The 26,606-nt window shown below is 41.8% G+C and carries 25 protein-coding genes and 1 pseudogene; 23 read left to right on the top strand and 3 right to left on the bottom strand.

All coding sequences use genetic code 11. From position 1 onward, the window contains the following. Positions 1-131: 131 nt before the first annotated feature. From R7F67_RS07830 to tssG, 7 genes are all read left to right on the top strand, one after another. Positions 132-2,132, top strand: coding sequence for a serine/threonine protein kinase (locus R7F67_RS07830; RefSeq protein WP_318057136.1), 2,001 nt, complete (start codon positions 132-134; stop codon positions 2,130-2,132). Then, entirely contained in the window at positions 2,119-3,693 is a 1,575-nt protein-coding gene (tssA, locus tag R7F67_RS07825; protein ID WP_318057135.1) for a type VI secretion system protein TssA, read from the top strand. The genes R7F67_RS07830 and tssA overlap by 14 nt, the downstream gene beginning before the upstream one ends. Before the next feature lie 26 nt (positions 3,694-3,719). Then, the gene (tssB, locus tag R7F67_RS07820; RefSeq protein WP_005373381.1) at positions 3,720-4,226 is read left to right on the top strand and encodes a type VI secretion system contractile sheath small subunit; all 507 of its coding nucleotides are present in this window, start codon (positions 3,720-3,722) and stop codon (positions 4,224-4,226) included. Between the two features lie 8 nt (positions 4,227-4,234). Then, positions 4,235-5,710, top strand: a complete 1,476-nt coding sequence (tssC, locus tag R7F67_RS07815) for a type VI secretion system contractile sheath large subunit (protein ID WP_005373378.1) — start codon at positions 4,235-4,237, stop codon at positions 5,708-5,710. A gap of 61 nt (positions 5,711-5,771) precedes the next feature. After that, positions 5,772-6,182, top strand: a complete 411-nt coding sequence (gene tssE / locus R7F67_RS07810; protein ID WP_005373376.1) for a type VI secretion system baseplate subunit TssE — start codon at positions 5,772-5,774, stop codon at positions 6,180-6,182. Between the two features lie 10 nt (positions 6,183-6,192). Beyond that, the gene (gene tssF, locus R7F67_RS07805) at positions 6,193-7,941 is read left to right on the top strand and encodes a type VI secretion system baseplate subunit TssF (RefSeq protein ID WP_017820373.1); all 1,749 of its coding nucleotides are present in this window, start codon (positions 6,193-6,195) and stop codon (positions 7,939-7,941) included. Continuing rightward, positions 7,938-8,936, top strand: coding sequence for a type VI secretion system baseplate subunit TssG (gene tssG / locus R7F67_RS07800; protein WP_213897872.1), 999 nt, complete (start codon positions 7,938-7,940; stop codon positions 8,934-8,936). The genes tssF and tssG overlap by 4 nt, the downstream gene beginning before the upstream one ends. A gap of 54 nt (positions 8,937-8,990) precedes the next feature. On the opposite strand, the gene R7F67_RS07795 is transcribed toward tssG, so the two are convergent. Genes R7F67_RS07795 through R7F67_RS07785 form a run of 3 tightly spaced genes read right to left on the bottom strand, consistent with a single transcriptional unit; the run spans position 8,991 to position 14,205 of the window. Next, on the bottom strand, positions 8,991-9,443 hold the full coding sequence (locus tag R7F67_RS07795) for an Lrp/AsnC family transcriptional regulator (protein WP_005373369.1): 453 nt from the start codon (positions 9,441-9,443) through the stop codon (positions 8,991-8,993). Positions 9,444-9,474: 31 nt separating this feature from the next. After that, positions 9,475-12,864 carry a type VI secretion system membrane subunit TssM gene (gene tssM / locus R7F67_RS07790; protein ID WP_025767907.1) on the bottom strand — a complete coding sequence of 1,130 codons (3,390 nt, stop codon included), beginning with the start codon at positions 12,862-12,864 and terminating at the stop codon, positions 9,475-9,477. 27 nt (positions 12,865-12,891) lie between these two features. Then, positions 12,892-14,205: a type VI secretion system ImpA family N-terminal domain-containing protein gene (locus tag R7F67_RS07785; RefSeq protein ID WP_025767906.1), complete on the bottom strand. Its 1,314-nt coding sequence runs from the start codon at positions 14,203-14,205 to the stop codon at positions 12,892-12,894. Between the two features lie 503 nt (positions 14,206-14,708). Between R7F67_RS07785 and R7F67_RS07780 the strand changes: the two genes are divergently transcribed. The 16 genes and pseudogenes from R7F67_RS07780 to R7F67_RS07705 all read left to right on the top strand — a co-directional run bounded on the left by R7F67_RS07780 (position 14,709) and on the right by R7F67_RS07705 (position 26,503). Then, positions 14,709-15,308 (top strand): hypothetical protein, encoded by a 600-nt coding sequence (locus R7F67_RS07780; protein ID WP_017633753.1) that lies wholly within the window; start codon positions 14,709-14,711, stop codon positions 15,306-15,308. 9 nt (positions 15,309-15,317) lie between these two features. Then, positions 15,318-16,811 carry a type VI secretion system-associated FHA domain protein gene (locus R7F67_RS07775; RefSeq protein ID WP_047101282.1) on the top strand — a complete coding sequence of 498 codons (1,494 nt, stop codon included), beginning with the start codon at positions 15,318-15,320 and terminating at the stop codon, positions 16,809-16,811. Then, positions 16,804-17,304 carry a type VI secretion system lipoprotein TssJ gene (tssJ, locus tag R7F67_RS07770; RefSeq protein WP_005386118.1) on the top strand — a complete coding sequence of 167 codons (501 nt, stop codon included), beginning with the start codon at positions 16,804-16,806 and terminating at the stop codon, positions 17,302-17,304. Before R7F67_RS07775 ends, tssJ begins: the two co-directional genes overlap by 8 nt. An 11-nt stretch (positions 17,305-17,315) precedes the next feature. After that, positions 17,316-18,641, top strand: a complete 1,326-nt coding sequence (gene tssK, locus R7F67_RS07765; protein ID WP_318057134.1) for a type VI secretion system baseplate subunit TssK — start codon at positions 17,316-17,318, stop codon at positions 18,639-18,641. Further along, the gene (gene icmH / locus R7F67_RS07760; protein WP_005373354.1) at positions 18,638-19,429 is read left to right on the top strand and encodes a type IVB secretion system protein IcmH/DotU; all 792 of its coding nucleotides are present in this window, start codon (positions 18,638-18,640) and stop codon (positions 19,427-19,429) included. Before tssK ends, icmH begins: the two co-directional genes overlap by 4 nt. A 147-nt stretch (positions 19,430-19,576) precedes the next feature. Then, entirely contained in the window at positions 19,577-21,064 is a 1,488-nt protein-coding gene (locus R7F67_RS07755; RefSeq protein ID WP_017633751.1) for a PAAR-like domain-containing protein, read from the top strand. A gap of 14 nt (positions 21,065-21,078) precedes the next feature. Then, positions 21,079-21,885 (top strand): AHH domain-containing protein, encoded by an 807-nt coding sequence (locus tag R7F67_RS07750; protein ID WP_017633750.1) that lies wholly within the window; start codon positions 21,079-21,081, stop codon positions 21,883-21,885. Continuing rightward, positions 21,882-22,451, top strand: coding sequence for a hypothetical protein (locus R7F67_RS07745; protein ID WP_053304698.1), 570 nt, complete (start codon positions 21,882-21,884; stop codon positions 22,449-22,451). The genes R7F67_RS07750 and R7F67_RS07745 overlap by 4 nt, the downstream gene beginning before the upstream one ends. Before the next feature lie 50 nt (positions 22,452-22,501). Beyond that, positions 22,502-22,918, top strand: coding sequence for a hypothetical protein (locus tag R7F67_RS07740; RefSeq protein WP_130546334.1), 417 nt, complete (start codon positions 22,502-22,504; stop codon positions 22,916-22,918). A 116-nt stretch (positions 22,919-23,034) separates the two neighbouring features. Continuing rightward, complete coding sequence (locus R7F67_RS07735) at positions 23,035-23,187, top strand: hypothetical protein (RefSeq protein WP_157632379.1); 153 nt, start codon at positions 23,035-23,037, stop codon at positions 23,185-23,187. Positions 23,188-23,275: 88 nt separating this feature from the next. After that, positions 23,276-23,847: pseudogene (locus tag R7F67_RS25145) on the top strand (hypothetical protein). 9 nt (positions 23,848-23,856) lie between these two features. Next, positions 23,857-24,348: a hypothetical protein gene (locus R7F67_RS07725; protein ID WP_017635715.1), complete on the top strand. Its 492-nt coding sequence runs from the start codon at positions 23,857-23,859 to the stop codon at positions 24,346-24,348. Between the two features lie 125 nt (positions 24,349-24,473). Then, positions 24,474-25,004 (top strand): hypothetical protein, encoded by a 531-nt coding sequence (locus tag R7F67_RS07720; RefSeq protein ID WP_225472993.1) that lies wholly within the window; start codon positions 24,474-24,476, stop codon positions 25,002-25,004. After that, positions 25,001-25,291: a hypothetical protein gene (locus R7F67_RS07715; protein ID WP_054576086.1), complete on the top strand. Its 291-nt coding sequence runs from the start codon at positions 25,001-25,003 to the stop codon at positions 25,289-25,291. Before R7F67_RS07720 ends, R7F67_RS07715 begins: the two co-directional genes overlap by 4 nt. A 258-nt stretch (positions 25,292-25,549) precedes the next feature. Further along, positions 25,550-25,993, top strand: a complete 444-nt coding sequence (locus tag R7F67_RS07710; protein ID WP_025998544.1) for an imm11 family protein — start codon at positions 25,550-25,552, stop codon at positions 25,991-25,993. Between the two features lie 21 nt (positions 25,994-26,014). Beyond that, positions 26,015-26,503 carry a hypothetical protein gene (locus R7F67_RS07705; RefSeq protein WP_017633712.1) on the top strand — a complete coding sequence of 163 codons (489 nt, stop codon included), beginning with the start codon at positions 26,015-26,017 and terminating at the stop codon, positions 26,501-26,503. Positions 26,504-26,606: the final 103 nt, after the last annotated feature.

Here is a 26,606-nt window from a genome sequence, read left to right as displayed (position 1 = left end):
GGTCTAATAAGTTAGTAATAATAACTAAAATAATAGGCTTACTGTTTGTTTTAAATACCAACCTTGATACAAGTACGTTCAAGAAAATATTATTCAACTCTAATAATATTTATTCTATGAAAGAGTACTAAGTGTCTAATAATCAGAGTACAGCCAAAGGATATATCGATCAGTTGGTTGTTAAAGCTATTGAGAAAAAGAAACTGAATGAGCAAAGGCTAGCAGAAAAAAATAAGCCGAAGCTTGAGTACGTGCTTTTTTCACAGTTTGATGTATTAGACAAGCTTCCTTCTAAAAATGGTAAGACAACGGTTTACCATCTTGCAAAAAAAGGGCAGCCAGAGAAGCAAATCTGTTGCAAAGTTATCAATGATGACTCGCCAGAATTTGCGAGCAAAATGTTGATTAACGAAGCGAGCAGGCTGGAGCTTTCTCAACACCCTAGCGTGGCTAACTTTGTAAAAATCGGCAACGAATTCGAACGCCCATATTTGATGTACGAGTGGATCCAAGGTGAATCACTGGCAGAAAAAATGGAGCGTCATTCTTCTAAAGGCTTCCGCCACGACCACATCGCTTGGTTGGTGTATCAACTCGCTGGCGCTCTAGAGTTTATGCATACAAGAGGTATCTGCCATCTTGATATTAAACCATCTAACGTATTAGTGAGTGAAGGCGATTACGTTAAGCTCATTGATTTCGGCGCTGCTCGTTACATTGGAGAGACAGAACCTTACGCAGAAGCAAGCTTGAGCTACGCTTCCCCTCTTTATATAGAAACTGGCATCGCGGAACCGCAAGATGATGTTTACTCTCTCGCTTTGCTCGCTGGACACCTATTTTTAGGATCAATATTTGGTGATGCTTGGAATAAGCAGTTAAAAGATCGAAAGCGTCCGGCTTTGATCCCGGCTCATATTTGGAAATTGCTGAAAGAAGTCATCAACAAACCAAGAGGGCATGGCTATACCGCTATTTCTTTTGCTCAACAGTTAGCGCGAATCGATACGCAATCAATTAGCTCAAATTCTAACGCACCAATTTTCAGTAGCTTGCGTAACGCGGACTTGCTGCTTACACACTGTAAGCCAAATGATAAAACGGCGTATGGTCGCTTTAAAATATTAGAGGCGAGCTTAGTGTTGAGTGTGCTGGCAACAGCAGGAAGTTATTTGTATCAACAGAATAAAGATCAATTGGATGCCATTTTTTCCCGAGGTGTCACTACTGTAACTCACGTTATTACGCCCTCTGAAACGGCTTCTTTTTTGGCTCAGCCTCCATGGAAAATCAAAGAAGAATTGTCTCAAGCTACTCAGAGTATTGATATGACAGTAGCTTATCGAACAGCATATCAAGCTCAGCAGTTAAGCCTCTCGAATTTATATGAAGAAAAACAGGCTCAGTTAACGTCGTATCAATCGTTAGCGGATGGCTTACCAATGGCATTAGTCGAATTACGTAAAGAGCTTGTCACCTTGCGAGAAACCCTTGTTCGTGACGGTGCCCTGTTTCCATATGCGGATGAGGCGTTGACTAAAGTGATGTCTGGATTAAATGTCGCGTCTATCGATTCCATGAAAGTATCTGCCATAGCTGGCAGTCGAGATAAGCAGATTGCTCGCTTAATTTTAGATGGTGAAGCTAAGCTCGCAGAAAATGAAATGAAAGAGGCATGGTTGTTAAACCAGTCACAAGCCTATTTCTACAACCAAGTCTTACCAAAGGCTGTGATGGAAAATATTAATGACTCCATCGATAAACATGCAGAGGCGCACTTTTACACCAAAGCAATTGAAGAAGCTGAATTAGCCAAAGCCTACTTCGGTAATACGCCAGAACTAGACAAAAAAATAAAGGATTTAATCGTCGCAAGAAGCGAATTTATTTTGTTTAGCACCGTGATGGAGCAATCCGTTTACGACAAACAAAAGCTACATGAATCCCTTGCCGATTTAGAACGGAATGCACCAAGTAAATTTACAGAAATCACGAAAATTCTAGATAGCATGGCGTCGGATGCGATAGATCAGAGCCATCGATTATCTAAGCCAGCAAATGGCGCAATTGCGGTAGCGCGTGCGTTGAGAGATTACTTGACTGAAGGAGACGTGAATTTTGTCCAACATTGATATCGATCGTCTGCTTAATCCTATTTCTGATGAATCTCCAGTGGGAAACGATGCCCGTTACGAGTTTTGCTATGAAATGATGGAGTCCGAAGTGAAGAAATTCGGTTCCTTGTTTGGCGAAACAGTAGATTGGAGCGTGGTAAAAACGCACGCGACCGAAGTTCTAGAGCACCACAGCAAAGACTTAAAAGCCATTTGTTACCTCGTTCGCGCGCTAACAGAAGAGTTTGGTCTGCAAGGCTTTGAACAAGGTCTAAAGCTGCTTAGTGAGGCGTTAAGTCGCTTTGGCGTTGAATTGTATCCTTCCCGAAAGCGGGGTCGAGATGGCGCGGTCGAATGGTTGAACCATCAGTTTAAACTGGTCAGAAGCAAGTTAGCGGAAAGTGCTCAGTCATGGGATTTGGTATCAAACTGCATTTCGATTATTGAAGAAGTGCAGCGCCAGTACGACGAGGTTTACCAAGACTCAGAAGCGGATTTCTTTGAGATTCGCACTCAACTCAATGTTTTATCTCAACAAGCGGCGGCTGATGAGCAGAGCGATGAAGCAGTCGTTAACGTCGAACAAGCGGCGCCTGCACCAGCTACGCAGCCTGCCGCCGCAGAAACGCCAGCGCAGAGTGAAGTGCAAACCGCACCGGTGAAGGCGGTTCCGCCGGCCCCTAAACCTGCGCCAGTTAAGAAAGCGGTAGCAAAAGAAGTCGATGTCGATACGGACTTCTCTTCGCCGACGGCTTCTAAGCGCACCTTGAAGAAGGTTGCGGAAGTCATGCTTCATGCGAACCCAAGTGATCCGCTGGCTTACCGGATTTATCGTCATCTGACTTGGGATGACATTGATGGTCTACCCGACCACCAAAATAATCAAACGCCTTTGAGCTTGGCAGTGTCGTCCGATCAACAAGCGGAATACCGAGATAAAGCTGAACAAGAAAGCGACATCGACACCATTAAGCGTTTGGAGCGCACATTAACGGATGCGCCGTTTTGGCTGACGGGCCATTACTTCGTGTATTCGATGCTTAATAACTTGGGCTTTGATGATGCAGCGCTTGCTGTGAAACAAGAAGTGACGCGTTTTGTTGAATCACTAGAGGGCATCGAGCACCTCTCATTTAAGAATTCTATACCATTTGCAGATGAAGCGACCTTGAGCTGGTTATCGACTCAAGATACTACTTCTTCGACTTCTCAACCCGTTGTTCAAACGGTTGTGATTTCGCAGGAAGACTCGCTGCCAGTGGAGGATATCACTCTAGAAAATCTAGGGGAATGTGCCGCAGAGCTTGCCCGCAAACTTGAGCTGGATAGCTCGGGACGTGGGCAGTTCATGCTGTATTTACAATTGATAGCAGCTTACCAGTCTGTTGGATTATACCCGTTGTGTTTGCCGTATCTTGAGAAGGGGTGGGAAGTACAAAAAGCGTTTAATCTCGCGAGCTGGGAACCCCACTTATCGTCACAGTTAGAAGACCTAATTCGAAAAACACTCCATCGGTTATTTGGAAGCAAGGATCTTCTACCTGAGAAGTATGAAGAGTGGAAAGCAATTTACGACTAATTAAAGAGTTAGATAAGGAACGAATTATGTCACGTGACGGCTCGGTGGCTCCTAAAGAGCGAATTAATATCCGTTATGTTCCAGCAACTGGCGATACGCAAGAAGACGTAGAGCTGCCGCTAAGCATGATGGTAGTTGGCGACTTTACTGCGCGTGCAGATGAGACACCAATTGAAGAACGTACTCCAATTAACATCGACAAAGACAACTTTAACGAAGTGCTAGAGGGCATGTCTCCAAACGTTAAAGTCAACGTTGAAAACCGTCTTTCTGATGAAGAAGGCGGCCAGATTGGTGTTGATCTGACGTTCCAAAATATGAAGGACTTCTCTCCTGAAGCGATCGCGAAAAGTGTACCTGAACTAAACAGCCTACTTGAGCTTCGCGAAGCCTTGGTTGCACTGAAAGGTCCTCTAGGAAATGTTCCTGCGTTCCGTAAGAAGATCGCATCGGTTCTTCAAGATGAAGAAGCGAGAAAGAAACTGTTGGATGAACTAAGCATTGGCAACGACCAAGACGCGAAAGAAGAGTAAGGGATATCATGTCTGCAGAAGCACAAGCGCCAGAACAAGAAGCAGCCTTAGTTGAATCAGGCTCACTTCTGGATAGCATTCTTAACGAAACACGTTTAAAGCCAAGTGATGAAGGTTTTGACGTTGCAAAACGCGGCGTAGAAGCATTCATCAGTGAGCTACTAAGCAGTTCGAACACAGAGAAAGTCGACCAATCTCTGGTTGATCTGATGATCTCTGAAATCGACCAAAAATTGTCTAAGCAAGTTGATGCAATTCTTCATAACGAAGAAGTTCAAGCGATTGAATCAACGTGGCGTGGCCTTAAGTACCTGGTTGATCACACTGACTTCCGCGAGAACATTCAAATCGAACTGATCTCTGCGAAGAAAGACGAAGTTCTTGATGACTTCGAAGACGCTCCAGAGGTGGTGAAGTCTGGCCTGTACAAGCAAATCTACACACGTGAATACGGCCAGTTCGGTGGTAAACCTGTTGGCGCCGTCATTTGTGATTACGCTATGTCTGCTTCGTCGCCTGACATCAAACTGATGGAATATATGGCGAACGTAGGTGCAATGTCTCACGCACCATTCATCACGTCTGCATCGGCTAAATTCTTTGGTCTAGACAGCTACGAAGAGCTGCCAAACCTAAAAGATCTTAAGTCTGTATTCGAAGGTCCACAGTACGCGAAATGGCGTGGTCTGCGTGAGCACGAAGATGCACGTTATTTAGGTCTATGTACGTCTCGCTTTATGTTACGTACGCCTTACTCTGTTGAAGATAACCCAATCAAGGCGTTTGACTACGATGAGCAAGTGACAGACAGCCATGATAACTACCTATGGGGCAACTCAGCGTACGCGATGGCGTCCAAGATCAGTGAATCATTTGCTAAGTACCGTTGGTGTCCGAACATTATTGGTCCTCAAAGCGGTGGTACTGTACAAGATCTACCGGTTTACAACTTTGAAGCTATGGGTCAAATCGAGACTAAGATCCCAACCGAGATCCTGGTTTCTGACCGTCGTGAGTATGAGCTAGCAGAAGAAGGTTTCATTGCGCTAACCATGCGTAAAGGTTCTGACAACGCGGCGTTCTTCTCTGCAAACTCTGTTCAAAAACCAAAAGTGTTTGCGAACACGCCTGAAGGCAAACAAGCCGAGATGAACTACAAGCTAGGTACTCAGCTTCCTTACATGTTCATTATCAACCGTTTAGCGCACTACATAAAAGTTCTACAGCGTGAGCAAATTGGTTCTTGGAAAGAGCGTTCTGACCTAGAAATCGAATTGAACAAGTGGATCCGTCAATACGTTTCTGACCAGGAGAACCCGCCAGCGGAAGTCCGTGGTCGTCGTCCACTTCGCGCTGCGAAGGTAGAGGTATCAGACGTAGAAGGCGATCCAGGTTGGTACAAAGTATCGATGTCTGTACGTCCTCACTTCAAGTACATGGGCGCAAGCTTCGACTTGTCTCTAGTTGGTAAGCTAGACCAATAACCCATTACTGAAACCATCAAGCAGCCAGTGAAGACTGGCTGCTTTTTTCGTAGGACCGCATATGGAAAAAGGTTACCGTCTTTTAGAGCGGATCGAGCTAGGAGAACCAAAAAACTGCTACGAGAAAGTGGTGTCTCATAAGCATTTGATTGAATCCATTCACTCGCATCTCGCTGACTTGTTGAATACGCATTCCGGCAACGCAATGATCGACAATGAGTATGGTCTGCCAGATTTTAACGACGTACTTTCTAACAACACAAACCTCGTTCGCCATATTCAAAAAAACATTACGTCAACCATAGAACGCTTTGAGCCCCGATTGCTTAATGTCGAGGTTCATTACCGTGAAGATCACCATAATCCATTACAACTCGGCTTTGGTATTCGCGGCGAAGTTTCCCATAACGGCGGTAAAGTCCCAATGTCGATCGATGTCTACATGGGAACCGACGGCCAATTTAACGTTTAGTAGGTGCCACTTGAGTAACAGTAAATACTTTCAAGATGAACTCACGTATTTACGCGAGTCGGGTAGTGAGTTTGCCAAATATCATCCGAAGTTAACTCACTTTCTCTCTGAAGGAACTTTTGATCCAGATGTCGAACGATTGCTGGAGGGTTTTGCTTTTTTGACCGGACGCATCCGCGAAAAGATTGACGATGAACTTCCTGAGCTAACGCAATCTCTGATGACTTTGCTGTGGCCACATTACATGCGTTCGATTCCGTCTTTGTGTATTAGCGAACTAAAACCGCATACCGGAAGTGTTACTGAGAAAACCGTGGTGAAACGTGGTGCGGAAATGGCCAGCGAGCAGGTAGAAGGCACGCAGTGTTTGTTCCGTACTTGTTATGACGTCAATCTATACCCAATTACGATTACTAACATCGAACAAACTAACAGCCGCACCAGCTCGATGATTGATGTGACGTTATCGACGGAGCATGGCCTTGAGCTGTCTCGGATAGGTTTAGACACGCTGCGATTGCACCTGCATGGTGAGATTCATATTACTCGCACTGTCTTCTTATGGCTGTTCCGTTATCTAGATCACGTCGAGCTGGATGTTGGTGGCGGCTACAAACATCGTTTAGGGCCAGAATACGTTAAGCCAGTCGGGCATGAAGAGGACGAGGCGCTGTTGCCTTACAGCAAAAATTCCTTTGCAGGCTACCGTTTGCTGCAAGAATTCTTCTCTTTGCCAGATAAGTTCATGTTCTTCGACATCAAGGGCTTAGAGTGGCTAAAAGGCATTCCGCAACGCAGCACGGTCAAAATCAAATTCCACTTTAAGCGTGCTTTGCCTTCAGAAGTGGTACTTAAAGATAAACACTTAAGGTTGCACTGCACACCTGCGGTTAACTTGTTTGAAAAAGACGGCGATCCAATCCGCTTAGAGCATCGACGAAACGAGTACAAGGTGCGTCCACAAAGTAACACTCAGGAGCATTACGAGGTTTATTCCATTGAGCAAGTGGAGAGCTGGAGTAAAGACGAGCGTCGCCGAAAACCACTGATTGAATTTGAATCGTTTGAGCACCAAATCAACCAGCGTGATAAGCGAGAATTCTACAAATCCAAAGTGGGCGAGCGAGTAAGCGGAAGAGGGTTAGAGCGCTATATCTCATTCCATACTCACAATGGCGACATCGCGGATTTAGGGACTGAAACAGTATTGATGAAACTGCAATGCAGTAACGCAGACTTAGCGGAGCGCCTGTCAGTAGGAGACATCACTTACGCGACGCACAAATCGCCAACGTATGCGACGTTTAAAAACATTACTAAGCCAACACAGTCAGTAAGTCCTCAGGTTAATGGTGAACTTCAATGGCAGTTGATTGCCAACATGTCGCTCAACTACTTGTCTTTGGCCAATATCGATGTGTTGAAAGTGTTGCTCTCGACTTACGACTTCCACTCTCGAGTCGATAGACAAGCCCACCGCGCGTCGATTCATCGACTTGATGGCATTATTTCTTCAGAGATGAAACCAATTGACCGCGTGTTCCGTGGCGTTTCTGTGCGTGGTAACCAGTTCAAGCTCGTGACGGACTCTAAGTTCTTCGTAAATGAAGGCGATATGTTCCTTATGGCCACGGTATTGAATGAATTTATCCGTTTGTATTCGAGTGTGAACTCCTTTACCGAACTAGAGGTGTTCGATGAAGCGACGGGCGAGGTTTACAACTGGGCAAGCCTAATCGGGCAGCAGACGATACTATGATTAACACACTTTCTGATAAGTCGAATGAGTTTAGTTTCTACCAAGCGGTGTTGCTGTTAGAGAAACACTACCAGCTGGAGCCAAACTCAAATTTTGTTGCCGTGGGCGAGAACAAATACTTTCACAAAGAGCGAATTGAGTTCAGCGTGTCGCCAAACCTGTGCTTTCCAAAGAGTGATATGGACTTTATTACTCATATGGAAAGAAACGGACAGCAATATTCACGTATTGAGACGAACTTTCTTGGCTTGCATGGTTCAAGCTCGCCCCTACCTGCGTCTTACACTGAGAAACTCGTCGGTCGTGATCCCGATGATAACCCAGTGAAGGACTTCTTCGACTTTTTCCACAACCGCTATACAAGCTTACTGTATCGTGTTTGGAAGAAATACCGATATCACGTGCAGTACAAAAGCGGGGCAAGCGATGCGTTTTCTGGGCGCATACTGCATTTGGCTGGTCTTTCTAGCGTTATGCAAGATTGCGAAGTCGCGGAGTTAGATCGAGCGAAGGTTCTGTCTTACGTGAACCAGTTATCTACGCGTACACGTTCACCTAAGCTTATTTCCGGTATTGTTTCGCACTACTTTTCACTGCCGAATGTGCGAATCGAAGAATGGGTTTATAGACGCGTAGAAATCGCTGAAAGCCAGCGTAACAAACTCAACCGCTCCAATTGTGTATTGGGGCAAAGCTTACACTTGGGACAAAGCATTGCGGATTTGAACGGCAAGTTTAACTTGTGTATCGACAACATTGATTTTGAAACGTTTAAGCAGTTTTCCTACGATGGTGAGTTACATAAGACGCTGGTGGGCTTGATGCGCTTTATTCTGCGTGACCCAATGTCGTGGGACCTAAAGTTGACAGTTAACCTAGACAGTATTCCAGAAAACAAACTGGGTAATGGAGAAGGGAACCAACTAGGTCAAACGTTCTGGCTAGGAAACCCAGGTGATAAAGACGCCAAAATTCGACTTATCGGAAGCATATAAGAAAGCCGCTCAACGAGCGGCCCTTTATGTTTTCCTCAAAGAGGTCAGAAAAGCTTAACGACTGATCGGCTGATGCAGTACAACGGTAGTATCAAGCCTTTGAATGCCGTTAAATGATTCAATTTCATTACAAAGATGATGAATAGACTGCAGGTCGGGCGCTTCAATTAGGGCAATAATATCAAAGTTGCCACCAACAACGCTCGTTAAGCGAACCTCAGGGATTTCTTTAAGTGCATTCGTTACATCATTCTTCTTACCCTTTTCACAAGAGATCAGTAGATAACTAGCGGCTTTTCGCCCTTCATTTTCTACACGAATCTGTGCGGTATAGCCTTTGATAATACCGGTCTTTTCTAAACGATTAATTCTTTCTGCTACTGCTGTTCGAGACAAACCAATGTTTCGGGATAGATTTGCAATCGACTCTCGCCCATTCGACAATAGACTTGAAAGTATTTTTCGATCTAATTTATCTAAACCTTGTAAAGTCATGTTTGAAATCATGTGTTCTGCCTATTTTGTTTTTATATTGTTATTAAATCGACTCAGGGAGCGTAAAGTTATACAGCTCAGCAAGAGTGAATGGGTTTTTCTGTGTCAACGGAGTGATGCGTAAGCTCAAGTCCCTCCCTGACACTTTTATGTCACTGACAAAGCTGCCGTTATGAGTGTTTGTCAAGGTCGAGTCACCTAGCAATCTGTATATCGCCCATTGACCACTCTTATTTAAAACGTGCTGTCTGCCTTCATCGGTTACATCCTGGAGTGTGATACTAATATTGAAGTCACCATTTTGCGGTGGCCATGCCATTTCACGAATGCGGCTTGGACCGTGGTAGTAACTTATATTGGTATCTGCAATTTTTAAGCTCGCTCTAATCGCACTAGAATCAAGATCGAGTACTCTTGCACTAAACGGAATATGAACGCGGTTAGTGCTTTTATTAATTAATGTGTCTCGAATAACGTTATAGTTACGCAGTTGCACTAACAGAGCCGGAGAGATTGGCATCGTCTCGCCATCCACCTGTTTTGGCGTCCACAAATTGGTATCGTAGAACGGTGCAAAATTTTTCTGAATAAATGTGTCTAACAAACCACCGGAAGCAAACAGTAATTCAAAATCTTCAATTGAGATTTCCTCGGTCGCTGTTAGATCAAATGGGTATCGTCCTAGCCCTATCTCTTTAAACTTGGTGTAAATCTCGCTGTACCATTGGGTTTGAATGCCTTTAGCGGACTCTTTAATCATGACTGACCAGCTTTGTTGAACCACATCTAACAACCAGCTACGAACGGGTTCCGGTGATTTTTGGGCAATCTGTTTAAGTTTTATTAATGGGTCAGCTTCACTGCTGTTCATTCGATGCTGAGCTGCCGCTAGCGCCGCCATTTGCGGGTCAGGTGCATCAGCGATGTCTTTCATATACGTGCGAACACGGCTTAGCGCTGTTACGGTCTCATCCCAAGGAGTAGGGGAGTTTGGTGTTTCACTGACCTGAAGTTGGTTTAATAAGTGAAAAGCTTGTTCAACACGTTTCATCAACAAGTAATCAGGCTTAACTACTTCCTCTACTGCGTCTGATGCGGAGTCTGCCGCTGCCACGAGTTTCGGGTCTAGCTTTGAAATCAGAGCATTTTTTTCACCAACGGGTGAAAATTGTGTGTTGGCATAGACCTGCTTCAGTACGGTTGTCATTGGTGAAGAAGGGCCCGAGATTAAGTCTATCGCGTTCGTTAGATCGCCGACATTGTCATAGTTCTGGACTTTTAGTTCACTCAGCGCATTGCGCCAATTACTGATGTAGTCGTCAGTATATTTTTTACGTACTTCCTCTTTGAAGGCTTCTTGTTCTTCACTAGTAGGAATAACGTGTTGTGACAGACCTAAAACCCAGTTGTCACTGATGACTTGTTGTGACATTAGGTCCACGCGTGGTCGATAAAAAGTGCTAAAACCAGTGGAGGTATAGATCTTATCTACGATCAAGCGTTCGCTATCGATTGGTGTGTTGAACACATTGCTAAACTCGAAACCCACAGCTCGTTGCAGATCTAGGGTTCCTAAATCAATCGAATTTGCTTCGTTTAAAATGCCTGCATAAACGAGATCAACATTCGAATTTGCTAGCAATGAGCGACGTGTTGCGCGAACAAGATCCATATTGATATCAATTGGATCAAACTGTGTGCGAAAGTAAGCGTCCAAATAGCGCATCGCCTGATTGACGACGTCACTTTGGTTGCTCAAATCGTTCATCATTTGGAGAGTTTGATGACGCAAAAAACGGATATCACGCTTTGTTGGATCGTTTAGCATTAGATACCCCTTCAATAGAGGTAAAGCGCGTGTAAAAGTGTTTTGATTTTGTGTCAGTTGTAGACGGTAACCTTTCTCAATGAGAGGTATCAACTGTTGAGCAACGTCCTTAAGTAATGCTTCGTAAGCGATGCGAGTGCTTTGATCCAAACGGCTAATGTTGAGTGGTAATATCTCTTCATCCAAAGCCTTAGAACCTTTAAGCCACGCCCCATAAGAAGGCTCTATTGCTTTCGTCGCCTTCGCTAAAAGCTCATTGAATCTTGCATCTTGCTCCACTTGTGATTTGTCATCGATACTCAAGAGTTGATTCATCACGTGTAAGTTACTGTCTAATGTCGTGAAAAAGAAGTAACTGCCCCCAGTAAGCAGGATAATAGAGCCGAGTATTGCCAAACGGCTTTGTCTCTGAATTAGACGAAGATACGTCTTGTTTTCGCCCGCAAAGTCGCTTTCCGGCAATATTTGTGAATCAATCAGAAAGCGAGAGAAATAAGGCGTTTCTGTTAACTGAGTATGCTCTGACGCGATAATAGGTAAGTTGAAGTAATTACTACAACTTTTTGCAAGTAAATTGTACTTGCGACCGCCTTGCAGACTCGAACTAAAGAAAATCTCACGGATGTCTAGTGAATAGACACCGTTGTTAACATCACATAGACGCTCAAGCACATAGCTGACTTCAGACTGACATAGCTCAAACTGCTTAGGGAAAGCGAGTATTGCTTGTTTCTCATCAATGTCCGTTGAATTAGCGGATGCATCTAGCGCATTACTTTCAAGCACTCTCACTAGATTTCGATAGCTATCGCGGTAGTACTCTGCAAATACACCCTTGGCTTCTTTTAGTGGGATAGAGAGGAACTCAACACGTGTCTTGAGAGAGCTAAAGTGCATGTATTCTTTAAAGCCATCTAACTTGTCTAGCTTTGACATAATCAAATAGATTGGCAATGCTGAAGACGTTTTAGAGTTGATGGTACTCAAGCGCGCCAATAACGACGAAATGGTGTACTCTTTTTGCTCTGGCTCAGAGACGATCATGAACTCGAAATCGGTGAAGAATAGACACCCAGAAAATGGCTTTCGAGGTCGATGATGAATAACTTCTTCAATGAACGTATTCCATAAAGAAGCATCACTGCTTGATACTTCCTGGAACACTAAGCGTTGGTCTGGTTTGATGTACACAGCGCTGTCAGATTCGTACCATTCAAAAAAGTCATTCTTAGCGGTTCTAGTGCGATCCATCGGTTTGATTGCACTAGAATTAAATAAAAATTGACGTCGCCCTGACCCTTTATTGCCAAGCATCAGGTAAATTGGTTTCTTGCCTGAGTTAGCAAGAAGAGGCTGGATAACCATAGAAAGTGCTTCTTCCTCGGTTTCCAAATGTTGAGCTTTAGCGTTGTTCTTTTTCTTCAACCATAATGTGAATTGAAAAGTGACGTAAACAATGGCGATAGCACCAAGAGTCAGCCAAAGATAAAGTTGATCGATTTCGTCAAGAAAAAGCAGATAAATAGTGGTGATAATTGCAGCCACTAAAAACATCAATATAGTAGAAATCACCACTGGATTTCTAAACAGTTTTTGTTTGAACATAAGCCTAAAACTTCTTTAATTGTATTGTTATTTATTGTCAGTTTTTTCAGCTTGTAGCTGACTCAATTTATATAGGTAGATGTTCAGTAAAAGGGTTGCGCGGTCAATTTCCTTTTGCTGTGAATACTTTTCAGCGTATTCAATACGACCTAAAAGCGGGAATAACGAGTTACTGTATTCGTACGCCTTTTCAGAGTTCTTATCTACATTCTGTCTAGCTACGTTGGCAAACACCGTTCTTGCGTCTGAGAATCGCTTATAAACATCCATAAACTGGTCTTCTAAATGGGCGCTCTGTGTCAAAAAGTTTTGACGTAGCTGCTGTGCAGAAGACGAATCCGGATAGATTGCGATTAATTCATTGGTCAAGCTATCGAGCTCGCTGACGTTACTTACTTTTGCCGAGTCTAAAAACCAGTTATTCATCATAATATCGACACGATTAATGGCCTGCGTTTTCAATGACTGAGCATATTTTTTATTTTCGTAATCTAACGAGGCGACCAAATTTACAAGTTCATTAAGTGAAGCTTGATTAATTTTTTGTTCCAATGTTCGATAACGTTGTTGCTCGTACATGAAATGTGAACATATCGCAGTAACAATCAAACCAATAACGAAGTAGATCATAAATCGACCAGACTTTGCCGGTGATGCTTTCTCTTGGCTATTTAGGTTGGGTGATGGCACCGGTGCCGGAGAGGGAGACACATTCACTTTAATTTCAGGTGCCTTCTGCGTTGCTGTAGGAGCGCTAGTGTTGGCTTGTTTTTCCTCGCGTAACTCAGCCGCAATTTGTTGTTCTTTTATCTGCTCAATCCATTGATTCAAAATACGGCGAATGCGACCTAATGACGGCGCTTCAATACCGTAATGAAGACGAAGCTCTTCCTCAATCCTCAAGCATAATTGATGTGCTGCCTCTATCAATGGAAGCTCTTCTGGTAACGCCCGATGCTTATTAATTCGTTTTTCAGTATGCTCTACCATCCATTCAATAGCGCTCATTCGTGCCTTTGACTTTGAATGCTCTGGATACGCGTTGAACCAATATACGACACACACATCAAGTATTGAGTTTAACCCTTCAACAAGGCCTCTTAAGCCGTCGTTATAGGTTGACGCAACGGTAAAGTAACAGCAACAACGTAGGTCTTTCGCTTGGGTACTCAAGATCTTTTTTGAGAGTGTTTGAACCGTTTTCCACGAGACTCTCCCTGTGACTTTATTCAGGTTGTTTATTTGACGTTTAATTTCGTCAAAATCCTCAGAACCATTAGGATTAGAGCCGCTTGGGTTATTTTCATCGATTGGTCTTCGAGCGAAGTCGGTAAAAAACATAAGGAAAGTTCCAACTGATCATATAGAAGTATTAAGTTATATAGGATTTCACTACTGTTATATTAAATTATAAGCAGTGCACATCTGTCGCAATTCTATAGACAAAATAAGCGGATTAGATAATAAAAATTCATTAAAAGAAATTAAATTACTTTTAGTGTGATCTTTGTTCATAATATTAATATCAATAGTTAAGTCTATTTATAAGAAGAAACTTATATATGAAGATGAGAACGTTGATTAAAAAGTAACTAAATTGTTATCGGAGATTACGTTTTGTTCAATTAGCAATCAAATTCTGCTACTTCTATTTAAATAGAAAGATTTACTGTCTCGTCACTTAATCTGTAGTCGGTTCTTTAGTTTTTGTTTGTAGGTAAAACAACCAACCTGATAGTTGAAATGTATTAAATTATAGGTGTTTTTTTAGGCTTATTGAAAAAGAGAATATAATTGATATCTTTCGCCTCTAAGTAGAATATCGGTTTTCCTAGAGGGACGAAATGCTAAAACCAAGTCAAATTGGGCTGATTTCAGCCATGTGTCTATTTTCTTCTGTTGCAATGGCAAAAGGGGAGCGATATGGACTCTCTACCAGTATGTTGACTATCGATAGCATTAAATACGATGAAGGTAAAAGTGGTGAGCAGGATACGCTTAGGTTCGGCTTGGTTCATACTCGTCCTATTGATGAAAACAATAACCGTTGGCGTTGGTGGTTAGGGCTAAACTATCTAGCAGAAGATATTGAAGCGCCAGCAAACGGCTTATATCAAGAAGCGACGAACTATGAACTTCGTGTTGTTCCTCAATATGCGTTGACTTCTTGGAGTGTTTTCACGCCATACGTTGGTGCGGGCTTGTCTGTCGGTTACTCGCAATATTCTAATCGCTGGCAAGTAGACCAAGAGGGCTATCGTTATGAGAGTGTTGAAGACATCGACCAGTTTGAGTTAGGTGCGGTTGTGACCCTTGGTACTGCTATAAAGTTAGGCAGTAATCCTGACGCCCATATACAAATTATCCCGCAGGCCTCTTATATCCTTCCGGTTGTAAATGATGGAATTGGTGGGCTTGAACTATCAGTTTCTTTGCTCTTTTGAGGTTCGTAAATGTACTCAAATCAGCTAGTTTTATTTATCTCAAAGTGTCCAGAGGAATACACCGGTGCAAAGCATATTGAAATGCCTGAAAGTGGTGGTTCGATAGGTCGTTCCCCAAGCTGTAGCGTGTCTTTAGCCGATCACAACCGCTTTATATCGGGCACTCATTGTTTGCTCAGCGTGTATGGAGATACCTACTATATAAGTGACGTATCAACTAATGGCACAATGGTAAATGGGAATAAAATACTAAAAAATCAACCCGTTGCGATAGTTGATGGCGACATCATTTCTTTAGGGCAATATGAGATTGGTGTTTCTCTTGAGCACGTTACCTCAACACTAGACATCGCCGCTGATATTGCTCCTGAGCGAGTATCTAGCGATCCTCTGGTTAGTCTAGGAGATGCGGTTGTCGAAGAGGAAGAAAAAGTCGGTGCCTTAGAAGATTTGTTTATGGAGACTAAACAGGATGACATTGATTGTCATGATCCTGTTGCTCACCTTAACTTTTCGATGCAGCGAGATGACGATTACTTAATTCGTGATAATGAGCGTACAGAATCTGAACAACCTAGAACCGTGGAAAGCACACGTCAGGTGGTCGATGACAGTTTCAGTATATATTCCGAATTCGATCAGCCAAGCCTAATCCCTGAAGACTGGATGGCTGCGGAAACCAAGAGTAACGCATCAGTCAATGATGCATTAGCGCCAGAAAGCGGTAAGGCACATAGAGCCGATATTGCCTCAGCTGAGGTGATGCAACCTGGCACGGTAGCCCCAGATAGCACGATTCAAAGACAACATCGTACGCCTAATGTTACTGAGATGGTCGTAGAGCAGGCTAACACAGGGTCAAAATGGGAAGAGATGACCCAATCTTTTACGCCTTCTCCTAACACTAATCAGCAACTTCAAATACCTACGGCAGAGCACGCGATAAACAGTACGACGAAAGCACAAGTCGATACTGATGCGGCCGTTTGCTCTCAAGATATAGCGCAAGCGTTTTTTGATGGTTTGGGTATTCGAAATCCAGAGTTGATGACAAACGAGGCGCAGTTATTCAAGCAAATGGGCACTTGCTTGCGTTTATGTATTGATAACCTACAGAAAGAGTTGCACGAAGTGGAATCGTTAAAGGATGAGCAGAGTGCGAGTGAGGCTAACTCGAACATTGCAGAGCTAATGCTCACTTTGAATAGTCAGCAATTACTGGCTCCAAATGAACTGGTTGAACAAATGCTCGATGAGCTGAACGACCACCAAGTTATGTTTAACAAAGCACTGAATGAGCTCGTTTTAGAACAGTCTGAAACGAACGATCCCGTAGCATTTGCTAACAGGGTCGCTAGCCAGTCTTTGTTCTCAACTAAGTCAAAGCTGTGGGCCGAATACCTAGATTTCTACACTAATAATCGTCGCCTGCTTAATGAAACATCCTTAAAAGGGCTGATTAAGAAAAACTATAACAAAGTGATTAAGGGAAACCATGCGTAGTATCGCCGTATTACTCGGATTTGCCATGTTGTCCGGTTGTTCCATGTGGGATCAATTTAAAGAGTCCACAGGTATCACACCAGAAACTTCGTCGATTGAATTGGTTATTGAGGCATCACCTGTACTCAATGTGAGAAATGGGGGCCAGTCATCTCCAGTTATTCTCCGTCTTCACGAATTAAGTTCGCCAGTATTGTTCCGAAGCTTAGATTTCTTTGCCTTGTTTGAGAGCGATAAAGCGTCGTTGGGTGATGAGTACATCAAACGTTACGAATATCAAATACAGCCAGGTGGAAAAGTTCATGAAATGCTAACGCTAGACCCTGACACTCGTGCCGTCGGTTTTTCAGTGGCTTTTCGTGATATTGATGGTTCGTCATGGCGAAAAGTGGAAGTTATTGAAGAGAAGAGCGAGTACTACATCAAGCTCAAGTTAGAGGGCAGTGAGTTAATTTCTGATAACACTCGCGGCATTGAACAGGTTTACTTTTAAGGGATAGAAACATGTCTTTATACAATCCAGTTGTTTGGCAAGATGGAATGTTCATGAAGCCGCAGCATTTTCAACAACTCGATCGTTCGCAAAGTAAACTATCGAGCCTACTGAGTGCCAATGCATCGCCTTTGCATTGGGGAATTAAACGTTTAGAAATCAACTCTCAGTTACTAGCACTGGGTAAAATCGGTATTACTCGTGCTGAAGGTATTTTACAAGACCGGACACCATTTGAGCTTCCGTTGCTTGCCGAGTTGCCTGAAGTGAAAGATGTAGATCCTTCGATTGCCGATAAAGTCGTTTATTTGTGCTGTCCGTTACCATCGGAACGCTCTGAGTTATTTGGTACCAAAAAAGACGGTGCGCGCTATACGATGGAATCTCAAGAAGCGGTTGACGCTTGTTATGATTCGGAAGACATGGCAAATATCGTCGTCGGTAAGCTTAACTTTTGCTTAATGTACGATCATGAAGATAAGAGTGCTTACACGTCTATTCCGATCTTAAAGATCTCAGAAGTGAAGCCTGATGGCAGCGTGATCTTAGATGATAGTTTCATTCCTACCTGTATCGATATTCATGCGTCGACAGTACTGAGTAAATTTGCGACCGAGTTTGCTTCTATGTTGAAGCATCGCGCGGAATCGATAGTTCAGCGATTAGGGGTGGTGGATCAACAAGGCGTATCATCGGTTTCTGACTTTATGCTATTGCAAGCGCTCAACCGATACGAACCCTTGTTTTGGCATTTCGCAAGCACAGAAGCTGTGCATCCTGAGTCTTTGTATCGAATTCTTCTTCAGGCAGAGGGTGAGCTTTCGACGCTGTGCTCAACGACACGCCGACCTATTGAGTTTACGAAGTACAATCATGGTGATCTTACTAGCTGTCTTTCTCGTGTCCTAGACAGTGCAAAAATGACATTGAGCGTGATGTCTGAGCAAAGAGCAATTCCACTGACCTTAAAAGATCAGAACTATGGCATCAGAACGGCAGCAATCCCTGACAATAAGATCATTGATACGACAACCTTTATCCTCGCAGTTAAAGCCGACGTGACCTTGGATGTCCTGCATATCCAGTTTGTCAGCCAAACGAAGATCGGTTCTATCGATAACATACGTGACTTGATTAACCTTCAACTGCCTGGGATTGAGATTAAACCAATGCCAGTAGTGCCACGCGCGCTGCCGTATCACGCTGGCTACACCTATTTCGAGCTCGATAAAACGGGCGAAGAGTGGATGGCATTGAAGAATACTGCTGCGATTGCGATTCACGTTGCGGGCGATTTCGCTAACTTATCATTGCAACTTTGGGCCGTTCGTCTATGAGTTACGCAGAAACCGACGTCACCGTAGTCTTATTCCAACCAGAGCCTGGCAAACCAATGGAGGTAATGCCAGCGCCTGACTTGTCGAGAAACATCGCAGTACAAGATCTATCTATCGACAACATGGGTATTAACCCGCTAGTGGACCAGTTCTCATGGTTGATCGCCAGTCTGTCTTGTATGTCTTCGATCCCTTGGCTTGATGACCCGATGCCATTTCGTGAACAAGTGGCACGTGAGATTCGAAAAGGCGAACGAAAACTTAATGAAATGGAGCTCGATCGTGCTTCGGTTCTTGTAATTCGTTACTGCTTGTGTGCGGCGATTGATGAATCTGTTTGTCGGCAAGAATGGGGGGCAAATAGTCACTGGAGCCAGAACAGCTTACTGTCTGAATTCCATAATGAAACGTCTGGTGGTGATAAGTTCTTCGTTATTCTCGACCGCTTAAAAGCCGACCCTCGCAAATATCGTCACGTTATAGAGTTTCTCTATTTATTGCTTCAACTTGGTTTCCAAGGCAAGTACGGCCGTGAAGAGCGTGGTAACGAAAAGTTAGCGGAAATTGGCAGCACCATTTATCGATTAGTGCGAGATGACCGCCTAGCAGAACAAGAAAAAGTTTCTTTAATCAACCTTAAAGCTAAATACCTAAAGAAGCCGTTAAAAAGGGTAATTTCACCCAAGCTGATCTTAAGTCTTAGTGCGATGACGTTTGCGCTTATGTATGCGGCAACCTACATCGTCATAGACTTAAAATTTCAGCAACTGCTTGAAATGTATAGATAACCAGAGATCTAAAATGAGATCTTCTGCCAGTTTTAGGGCTTATTGTGAATATCACTGGTCTTTTAGTGAAATTCACTAGTTATTTAGAGAGATTGCAGTTTGCGATCTCTTTTATCATTCAATCAATAAAATTCAAATGGATTGGTTATGGGCGTAACAGTTGGTGCGAATGGACTTTCGATAGTTCATAAAGGCTCAGGGGGTGAAGCGAATGCAACGCTCCCAGATGTTTGTTTAACTAAGGTCGGCAAGCCAGTCGTCCCTATCCCTTATGGCAACAATGCTAAATCAGCAGACCTTGCTGGTGGGACTACGACAGTCTCTATGGATGGCGGTAACAGTGTCGCTATCAAGGGCAGTACGTTCTCAAAAAGTACCGGCGATGCGGGCGGTGACAGAAAAGGCGTTTCCTCTGGCACGATAGAAGCTGAAGCAAAATTCATTTCAGCCTCACCAACGGTTAAGTTTGAAGGCAAGGGCGTATGTCGCCTGTCCGATCAAATGACCATGAACAAAGCCAACACTATGTGTTTGGGTGGCGCACAAAACCCATCGGTTTCTGTGACTGAAGAGCAGGAAGGGACGTATACGGTTGATTTGTATCTCTCATACTCAGATGGTGAACCCGTTCAAGGCGCAACATACACTCTCACAGATCAATCTGGCGCGGTGTTTGAAGGAACACTAGACAACAACGGTAAAGCATCTGTTGGTGGCGTTGCTCCGGGGGAGTTTGCTATAGAGTACGGCGAGGACAGCCGCGATTTTATGCCAAATGTCCCAACCGAGACCAATCCCAACTTTAATCCGAGTGCGAACGCGCAGCTAATTATTGAAGAAGCTAAGCGTGGAGAAGTCGGTTTCTGGGAGAATGCGTGGAAGAGAATGTCTGGTGCTGCAAGCTGGGTTTGGGGCGTCATTCTTGGTGACTTTAACGATGATGCCTCCGTAGAACAGATCATTGCCAATACGGCCCTGACCATGATCCCTGTTGTCGATCAAGCAGCCGATGTCCGCGATTTATCAGCGAACATTATGACGTTGTTGAATGAGGAAGAACGTGAAAAGTCGGAAAACTGGCTAGCTCTTTCATTAACGCTTATCGGTTGTGTCCCGACATTTGGTAGTGCAGTCAAAGGCACTTGTAAAGTTGCGTTAAAAGGCGGTAAAGGAACATCAAAAGATACTTTGCTTGCTGTTTTAAGAGGCATGGGTAAAGGCGATCCAGAAAAATTCCTACGCACGTTAGATTGGATGGATTATGCAAAACAGACCAGCCAGATTGTTAGCGATGTTCTAAAACCTTGCATTGAAGTGGCAACTGAGTTGGCTTCATACGCAAACAGAATGGGTGCAGATGAGCTCGGTACGTATTTCTTGAAATTAGCGGATGAGGTAAAAATCATCGATAAGATGGTACCGGATAAGCTTAAAGAAGCGATGGGCGAGTTTGATGACCTTTTTGCTCGAATTTTAGGTAAGAGTGAGAAAACTTACCCAGCAAAAGTAAAACATAATACTGGCGAGTCTGCACAGTCAGGAAAGAGTTCTGCGAAGGCAAATGAGGACAAAGATAAAAAAGATTTTGTCTGTCCCGTTTGTAAGAAAAAACCAGAAAAATGTGATGCTTATTAGAGGTCAATACCATCATGGCTAAAAACTCAACTGCAAAAACACATAGTCTTATAAAAGGTTCAGGGCCTGCTTTAGCAAAAGCAATTAAATCTAAGCACTATAAGTCGGGCTTCAATGAACATTTATGGGCGGATGGACGTTTGAAGGGGGATGACGGACAGTTCGGACTTCAGGCTCACCACATCATAACAACTAAAAACTTAGATACTCCAGAGTGGAAAAAATACAGAGAAGCATATGAGTATGATATAAACACCTGGAAAAATGGGGTAATGTTCCCTTCCAAAACGGATATCGCTTGTCAAGTCAATACACACGTCCATAAGTCTGGCCATGGTGGAGGTTTGGACTTCAAGACCGAGCAAGAACAGTTTTGGGAAACAAGTTCAGATCTTGAAAGTGGTGAACTTACATCAATTCCGGTAACAAAGGTTCCTGACCCCGTAGCATCTAAGTTGCGGCTGGATGATATAAAGTATATAAAGTCAGTTAATCGAGATATTAAAGGTGTAAAAGAAAGTGCAAGAAGAGGCTATTATTGCAAATCAGGGAATAAAAGGCACTTTCAGTCTGATTTAGACGACGTCTCTGAAGACGTTTTAGTGTGTTTAGATAGCTTTTTATATACAATTTCGACTTTTGGTCATGATTACTCTCCGGCAAGTGACATAGGTTGTGCAGGCGAGAGTAATATAGAAAGCAAGAATAAATCAAGAAGCGCATGCCCAAGTAGATCTTCCAAGCTACCGGAAGAAAAACACAATATAAAGAATGTAAAAGGTAAGACTATGAAACCTAGAAAACTTGAGGTTGGAAAATGAGTGAATATTTTTTTGCAAGAGAGTGTGTCAATTCCCCAATTTATTGTTTTCCAGATGAATACATCGATTCCGTGCCCTTAACGAGTTTTACTTACCCTAAAGCACCTGTTCCCTTGATAGTCGAATTTCTTCCACAAGATGATTATGAAATCCCAGATATACTTGAAATGCCAAATTTCTCGATTAAGAAAAATGAATTTTCGAAATTAGATTTTAATAACATTTTTGGGGTTAATTGGGTCGATATTAAACTTCATGATAAAGGCGAACATGATTTTCTTATGCTACAAGTTGTCAACGAGATTAAGTTGATTGATAGATCTGAAAGTAAGATCAAGAGGTACCGAAAGGATTCTAATGGTGATGAGATGATTAGTGGTATTCTTAATCTTATATTAGATGAAAAACTAATTCAGACTATACCAGTAGATAGAAGACAGATAGTGATAGATCCTGGTTGGTTGAAGTGTGTTTTTTTCCATAAAAGTTTAGTTGAAAAAATAAAAAATTCTAAGCTAGTCGGTGTGGAATTTATACCGGCAGACGGCTATTCAGACTTTAGATAGATGAAATTAAATTTAAATGACTTTTATGTAAATAACAATCCTAAAGTAATATGTATATTAAGTTTATTAAAGAAAATTTAAGCAATATTCTACCAGAAAAAAGACCAGGTATGGTTTTTTCTAACCCTGACTTGTTTATTATTTTTGACAATACTATCCGATTCGTAATTTGGGAAGAAATTTTAGAAAAGTTAAATGAATTTTGGTTAGAAGGAAAAGATACTTGGGATAGTCATTTTGATTTTGGTAGTAATCCCGACGATTATGATAGACAGTTTGATGATTATAAAACAATTGAACTTTTACAATTCCCAACCCTGACAGATTTAGAAGTAGAAGAAAAATATGCTTTTGTTTTTAACGAGAATAATGAATTATATATTAGTGAGAACTTCGTTAAAGACTTGAAGTCAGCTGGATGTGTCGATGTATGGTATGATACCACAGCTCCATATGGCCGTTATTAGACTGCCAGCATTGAAAAGCGTCTCATGGCGCTTTTTCTTTAATACTACGATTGAAGCACCGCTGATGCCTGTTGAATTAAAGAACAAGAATAAAATAAGAACGTCAGAAGTTGTAAATGAGCGATTATTACTTTGCTAGAGAAATTGTTGAAACACCACTTTATGATTTTCCGGATGAATTTTCTTATTCGGTTCCATCCAACGTATTAACATATCCTAATCAGCCAATTCCGCTTGTAAAAAGGTTTGCTCCTACAGAAGATTATTGATGTGTTTTTAATTCCTTCACTAGTAATATCGCCTTATGAGTGTAAGAGAGCAAAGCAAGATAATTACCAAACAATAAAGAGGTATAAGATGGAGTTTTCGGTAATCTCTGAGGACTATATGAGAAGTTCAACGGTATTCCAATGTGTGGATGATCGTGAATTTCTATATAGTACAAATAATTTTCACCCAACGAGTTCGGAGAGTCCAATAAGATGGGAGGATAAAATGTAACTTCCTCCATGGTTCACCCCATTTCGGACAATGGTGACATATGTGTTACTAAAGAATTTGCAGATCTTGTAATGAGCTTTGATCCTTATGGTGTAGAGTTTTATCCAGCATCACTATCGACTAAAGATGGAGTCATCACCGATCGATATATACTAGCTCTGAATAACATTCAAGACGTTGTCGACTTTGAACGAAGTGTTGTAGAAGTATCACCAAACAATGGGGACCTGATCGTCCACCGATTGTTTCTAAGCCCAGAGAAAATTTTAAAGATCCCCTTCCATAAACGGGTGGTTTATAGGGCTAAAGGAGCTGATACTGCAGTATTTTTCGCTCCAGAAATCTATGATTTGATTAGTAATGATTCAAGATTTTCTCTAGTTAGGAAAATGAAGAAGAATACATCTATGCGTGCACCTAAATTTTAGGGGAAAATAATGAAAGAAGACTATATTATTTTAACAAAGCAAAACTTAACTAACTTCCCATTCCAGCAAACCCCTAAACCAATAGTGCCAGTAGAGCCTGATCTGCTTTTGGAAATGACTTTTTCTCCGAAGCTATTTATCATCAGTGATATTGCGTCAAAAGTAGAGAAACTGGTCGTACACGGAGTAGAGTGGTTAGACGCTCGCGTGGATTGTTCTCCAAGCCAGCCATCTGATGATGAAATTAAAGTTTACGAAGATTATCGTATGCCTTACATACATCAAACTTATAAATTGACGGATAAAGAAAAACAATATGGCAAGTTGAACTGGTTAGATATCGAGTCAACAGAGTTTGATTTCTCTAAATTAGAAAATATCCCCTTAGAAGAACGATTGATATTTAAACTAGAAGAAGATTTTGGCTTAGTTTTCATTCACAAAAGTGTGATTGACCTTCTTAAAAAAGACGTCAAGGACGTTTGGGTTAGGGATGTATAATAAGCGCCGAAAGGCGCTTTTTTGAGCACGTAACTTCAATTTATGTAATGTGTTGAGTATTTTGTAAGAGGAAACGCAAGCTGAACGCTTAGCCTTCTTTTTATTATTTGTTTAAGAAGCATGGTGTGATACCAATTAGTGAAGAATATTATGTGTTATCAAATGACTACACAAAGGTGAATTTTGTAGTAAACATGGAAGATGAACGTGGATTTAGTTTGTTAATGGATAAAGCGATATCTACAACCATGCATGTTAACTTTGAGTGTATTAGCTTAAAGAATTTCAGCGCTATCGATGCTCCGTTTGATGTTTCTGTCAACACTGAGATATTGTTTGACCTGGATTTTCTTGCAGTATTATCAGAATTAATGCTATACAAAAACTCACTTGTTCCTGCTAAGATCAAAGAGAAAGAGTTTGTTTATCTTCATTGTTATAATATTATCGATATAGAGAATGAAGTTAAGGGGTTTAACTTTGATCTATTATCAGAAATACCCGTCGAGGAAAGGTTGGTATTCAAACCCTCTTATGGTTCTATCGTTGTTTTTTTTCATAAATCAATTATAGAGAAAATCAACTCTGTTAAGAGTTTTTCATATGCAAAGTATCAAAAGGCTTCCGATTGGTCAGTTGAATGGGAAATGTCATGAATTATACAGAGCATAAAATTGATGACCTAGTTAGCTTGTATAATTATAAAATCCGACTTGTTAAAGTTGAGCCGGATATATCCCAAACATACGGATTAAGTATTTTTATAAGTGATTATGTTAAAAGGAAAATACGTTATATTGATGCTCTTAATTTAACTGAGGGTGTTATATCAATCCGTTATTTTAAGACAGATTATTTTTTGTCTGGTTATTATAAGTTGGAACCAATATTACGAGATGAAAGTTCGTTTTTTACAAATGAAGAAGGGCATGTTTTTTTCTAAAGACTTATATGAAGATCTATTTAAAAATAAATTTTATGTTTTGATCGATTTTTTAGTATCTAGTATAACTGATCGTGTTTGTACTGGTTGTCAACCTTGTTTACGTAATGAAATTAGGAGCTTTCTACGTTTAAAATGCAAATAACATACTTAAATGAGGACTTTAACGAGGGTGAATCATTATTTACTTCCGTTGATATTCGGTCGTCTTTCTATGATGATAATGATTTCACTCCTACTTCTTGTAAAAGTGAGATTGTGTGGAAAGATGATGATATCTATGAAATTGAAGCATTAGATTTAATCAAAGGTGGCGCTTTTAATGTCACTAAGCCTATTGCTGAACTAATTATGAGTTTCGACCCATACGGTGTTGAAGTTTATCCCGCAAAATTAACCTGTTCCGGAGACGGAGTGTTAACTGAGCGCTACATAATAGCAGTAGATAACTTAGTAGATGTCGTTGATTATGATAAAAGCATAAAAGTGACTGACGTAACTACTCGTTTTTACTTATCTGATGAAAAGATCAAGGAACTTCCGGATAGCAAGAGGCATGTTTTTAAACCTGTCGGAATGACAAAAACGTTCTTCTCAATCGAGTTGTTTGAAGCGCTTGTCCGTTTAGATGAGGAGGGTAAAATAAACACTAGTATCGTTGCCTTTTCATTTGATACATCCGAAGAGACGCCCCGAGTCTAGTGTAAGTAGGTAAATATAATAATGACTAACTACATAGTTTTATCTAAACAATCTTTGACTGACTTCCCATTCCAGCAAAGCCCTAAGCCAATAGTGCCAGTTGAGCCTGATTTACTGCTTGAAATGACCTTTTCTCCAAAGTTATTTATCATCAGCGATATTGCGTCAAAAGTGGAGAAACTGGTCGTACACGGAGTAGAATGGTTAGACGCTCGTGTCGATTGTTCTCCAGGCCAACCAACAGATGATCAAATTAAAGTTTACGAAGATTATCGAATGCCTTACATCCATCAAACTTATAAATTGACGGACAAAGAAAAACAATACGGCAAGTTAAACTGGTTAGACATCGAGTCAACGGAGTTTGATTTCTCTAAATTAGAAAATATTCCCTTAGAAGAACGATTAATATTTAAACTAGAAGAAGACTTTGGATTAGTTTTTATTCACCAGAGTGTGATTGACCTTCTTAAGAAAGACGTCAAAGACGTTTGGGTAAGGGATGTATAATTAATAGCGCCGAAAGGCGCTTTTTATTTTCAGCCCTAAACCACCTACTTCAGTAGGTGGTTATCATCCGTTTCGGCTTTGCCTGTAAAACTACTCATGTTAA

It is taken from the genome of Vibrio sp. YT-17, from assembly GCF_033337375.1.
In the GTDB taxonomy this organism is placed as follows: Bacteria; Pseudomonadota; Gammaproteobacteria; order Enterobacterales; family Vibrionaceae; genus Vibrio; species Vibrio alginolyticus.
Note: the sequence above shows the minus strand (reverse complement) of the source record. Positions and strands in the feature narration are given on the sequence as shown.

Excerpts from the sequence above, each read along its gene's own strand:
- tssB (WP_005373381.1), top strand. The coding sequence starts at position 3,720 with ATGTCACGTGACGGCTCGGTGGCTCCTAAAGAGCGAATTAATATCCGT.
- tssC (WP_005373378.1), top strand. The coding sequence starts at position 4,235 with ATGTCTGCAGAAGCACAAGCGCCAGAACAAGAAGCAGCCTTAGTTGAA.
- tssE (WP_005373376.1), top strand. The coding sequence starts at position 5,772 with ATGGAAAAAGGTTACCGTCTTTTAGAGCGGATCGAGCTAGGAGAACCA.
- tssG (WP_213897872.1), top strand. The coding sequence starts at position 7,938 with ATGATTAACACACTTTCTGATAAGTCGAATGAGTTTAGTTTCTACCAA.
- R7F67_RS07795 (WP_005373369.1), bottom strand. The coding sequence starts at position 9,443 with ATGATTTCAAACATGACTTTACAAGGTTTAGATAAATTAGATCGAAAA.
- tssM (WP_025767907.1), bottom strand. The coding sequence starts at position 12,864 with ATGTTCAAACAAAAACTGTTTAGAAATCCAGTGGTGATTTCTACTATA.
- R7F67_RS07785 (WP_025767906.1), bottom strand. The coding sequence starts at position 14,205 with ATGTTTTTTACCGACTTCGCTCGAAGACCAATCGATGAAAATAACCCA.
- R7F67_RS07780 (WP_017633753.1), top strand. The coding sequence starts at position 14,709 with ATGCTAAAACCAAGTCAAATTGGGCTGATTTCAGCCATGTGTCTATTT.
- R7F67_RS07775 (WP_047101282.1), top strand. The coding sequence starts at position 15,318 with ATGTACTCAAATCAGCTAGTTTTATTTATCTCAAAGTGTCCAGAGGAA.
- tssJ (WP_005386118.1), top strand. The coding sequence starts at position 16,804 with ATGCGTAGTATCGCCGTATTACTCGGATTTGCCATGTTGTCCGGTTGT.
- tssK (WP_318057134.1), top strand. The coding sequence starts at position 17,316 with ATGTCTTTATACAATCCAGTTGTTTGGCAAGATGGAATGTTCATGAAG.
- icmH (WP_005373354.1), top strand. The coding sequence starts at position 18,638 with ATGAGTTACGCAGAAACCGACGTCACCGTAGTCTTATTCCAACCAGAG.
- R7F67_RS07755 (WP_017633751.1), top strand. The coding sequence starts at position 19,577 with ATGGGCGTAACAGTTGGTGCGAATGGACTTTCGATAGTTCATAAAGGC.
- R7F67_RS07750 (WP_017633750.1), top strand. The coding sequence starts at position 21,079 with ATGGCTAAAAACTCAACTGCAAAAACACATAGTCTTATAAAAGGTTCA.
- R7F67_RS07745 (WP_053304698.1), top strand. The coding sequence starts at position 21,882 with ATGAGTGAATATTTTTTTGCAAGAGAGTGTGTCAATTCCCCAATTTAT.
- R7F67_RS07740 (WP_130546334.1), top strand. The coding sequence starts at position 22,502 with ATGTATATTAAGTTTATTAAAGAAAATTTAAGCAATATTCTACCAGAA.
- R7F67_RS07735 (WP_157632379.1), top strand. The coding sequence starts at position 23,035 with ATGAGCGATTATTACTTTGCTAGAGAAATTGTTGAAACACCACTTTAT.
- R7F67_RS07725 (WP_017635715.1), top strand. The coding sequence starts at position 23,857 with ATGAAAGAAGACTATATTATTTTAACAAAGCAAAACTTAACTAACTTC.
- R7F67_RS07715 (WP_054576086.1), top strand. The coding sequence starts at position 25,001 with ATGAATTATACAGAGCATAAAATTGATGACCTAGTTAGCTTGTATAAT.
- R7F67_RS07705 (WP_017633712.1), top strand. The coding sequence starts at position 26,015 with ATGACTAACTACATAGTTTTATCTAAACAATCTTTGACTGACTTCCCA.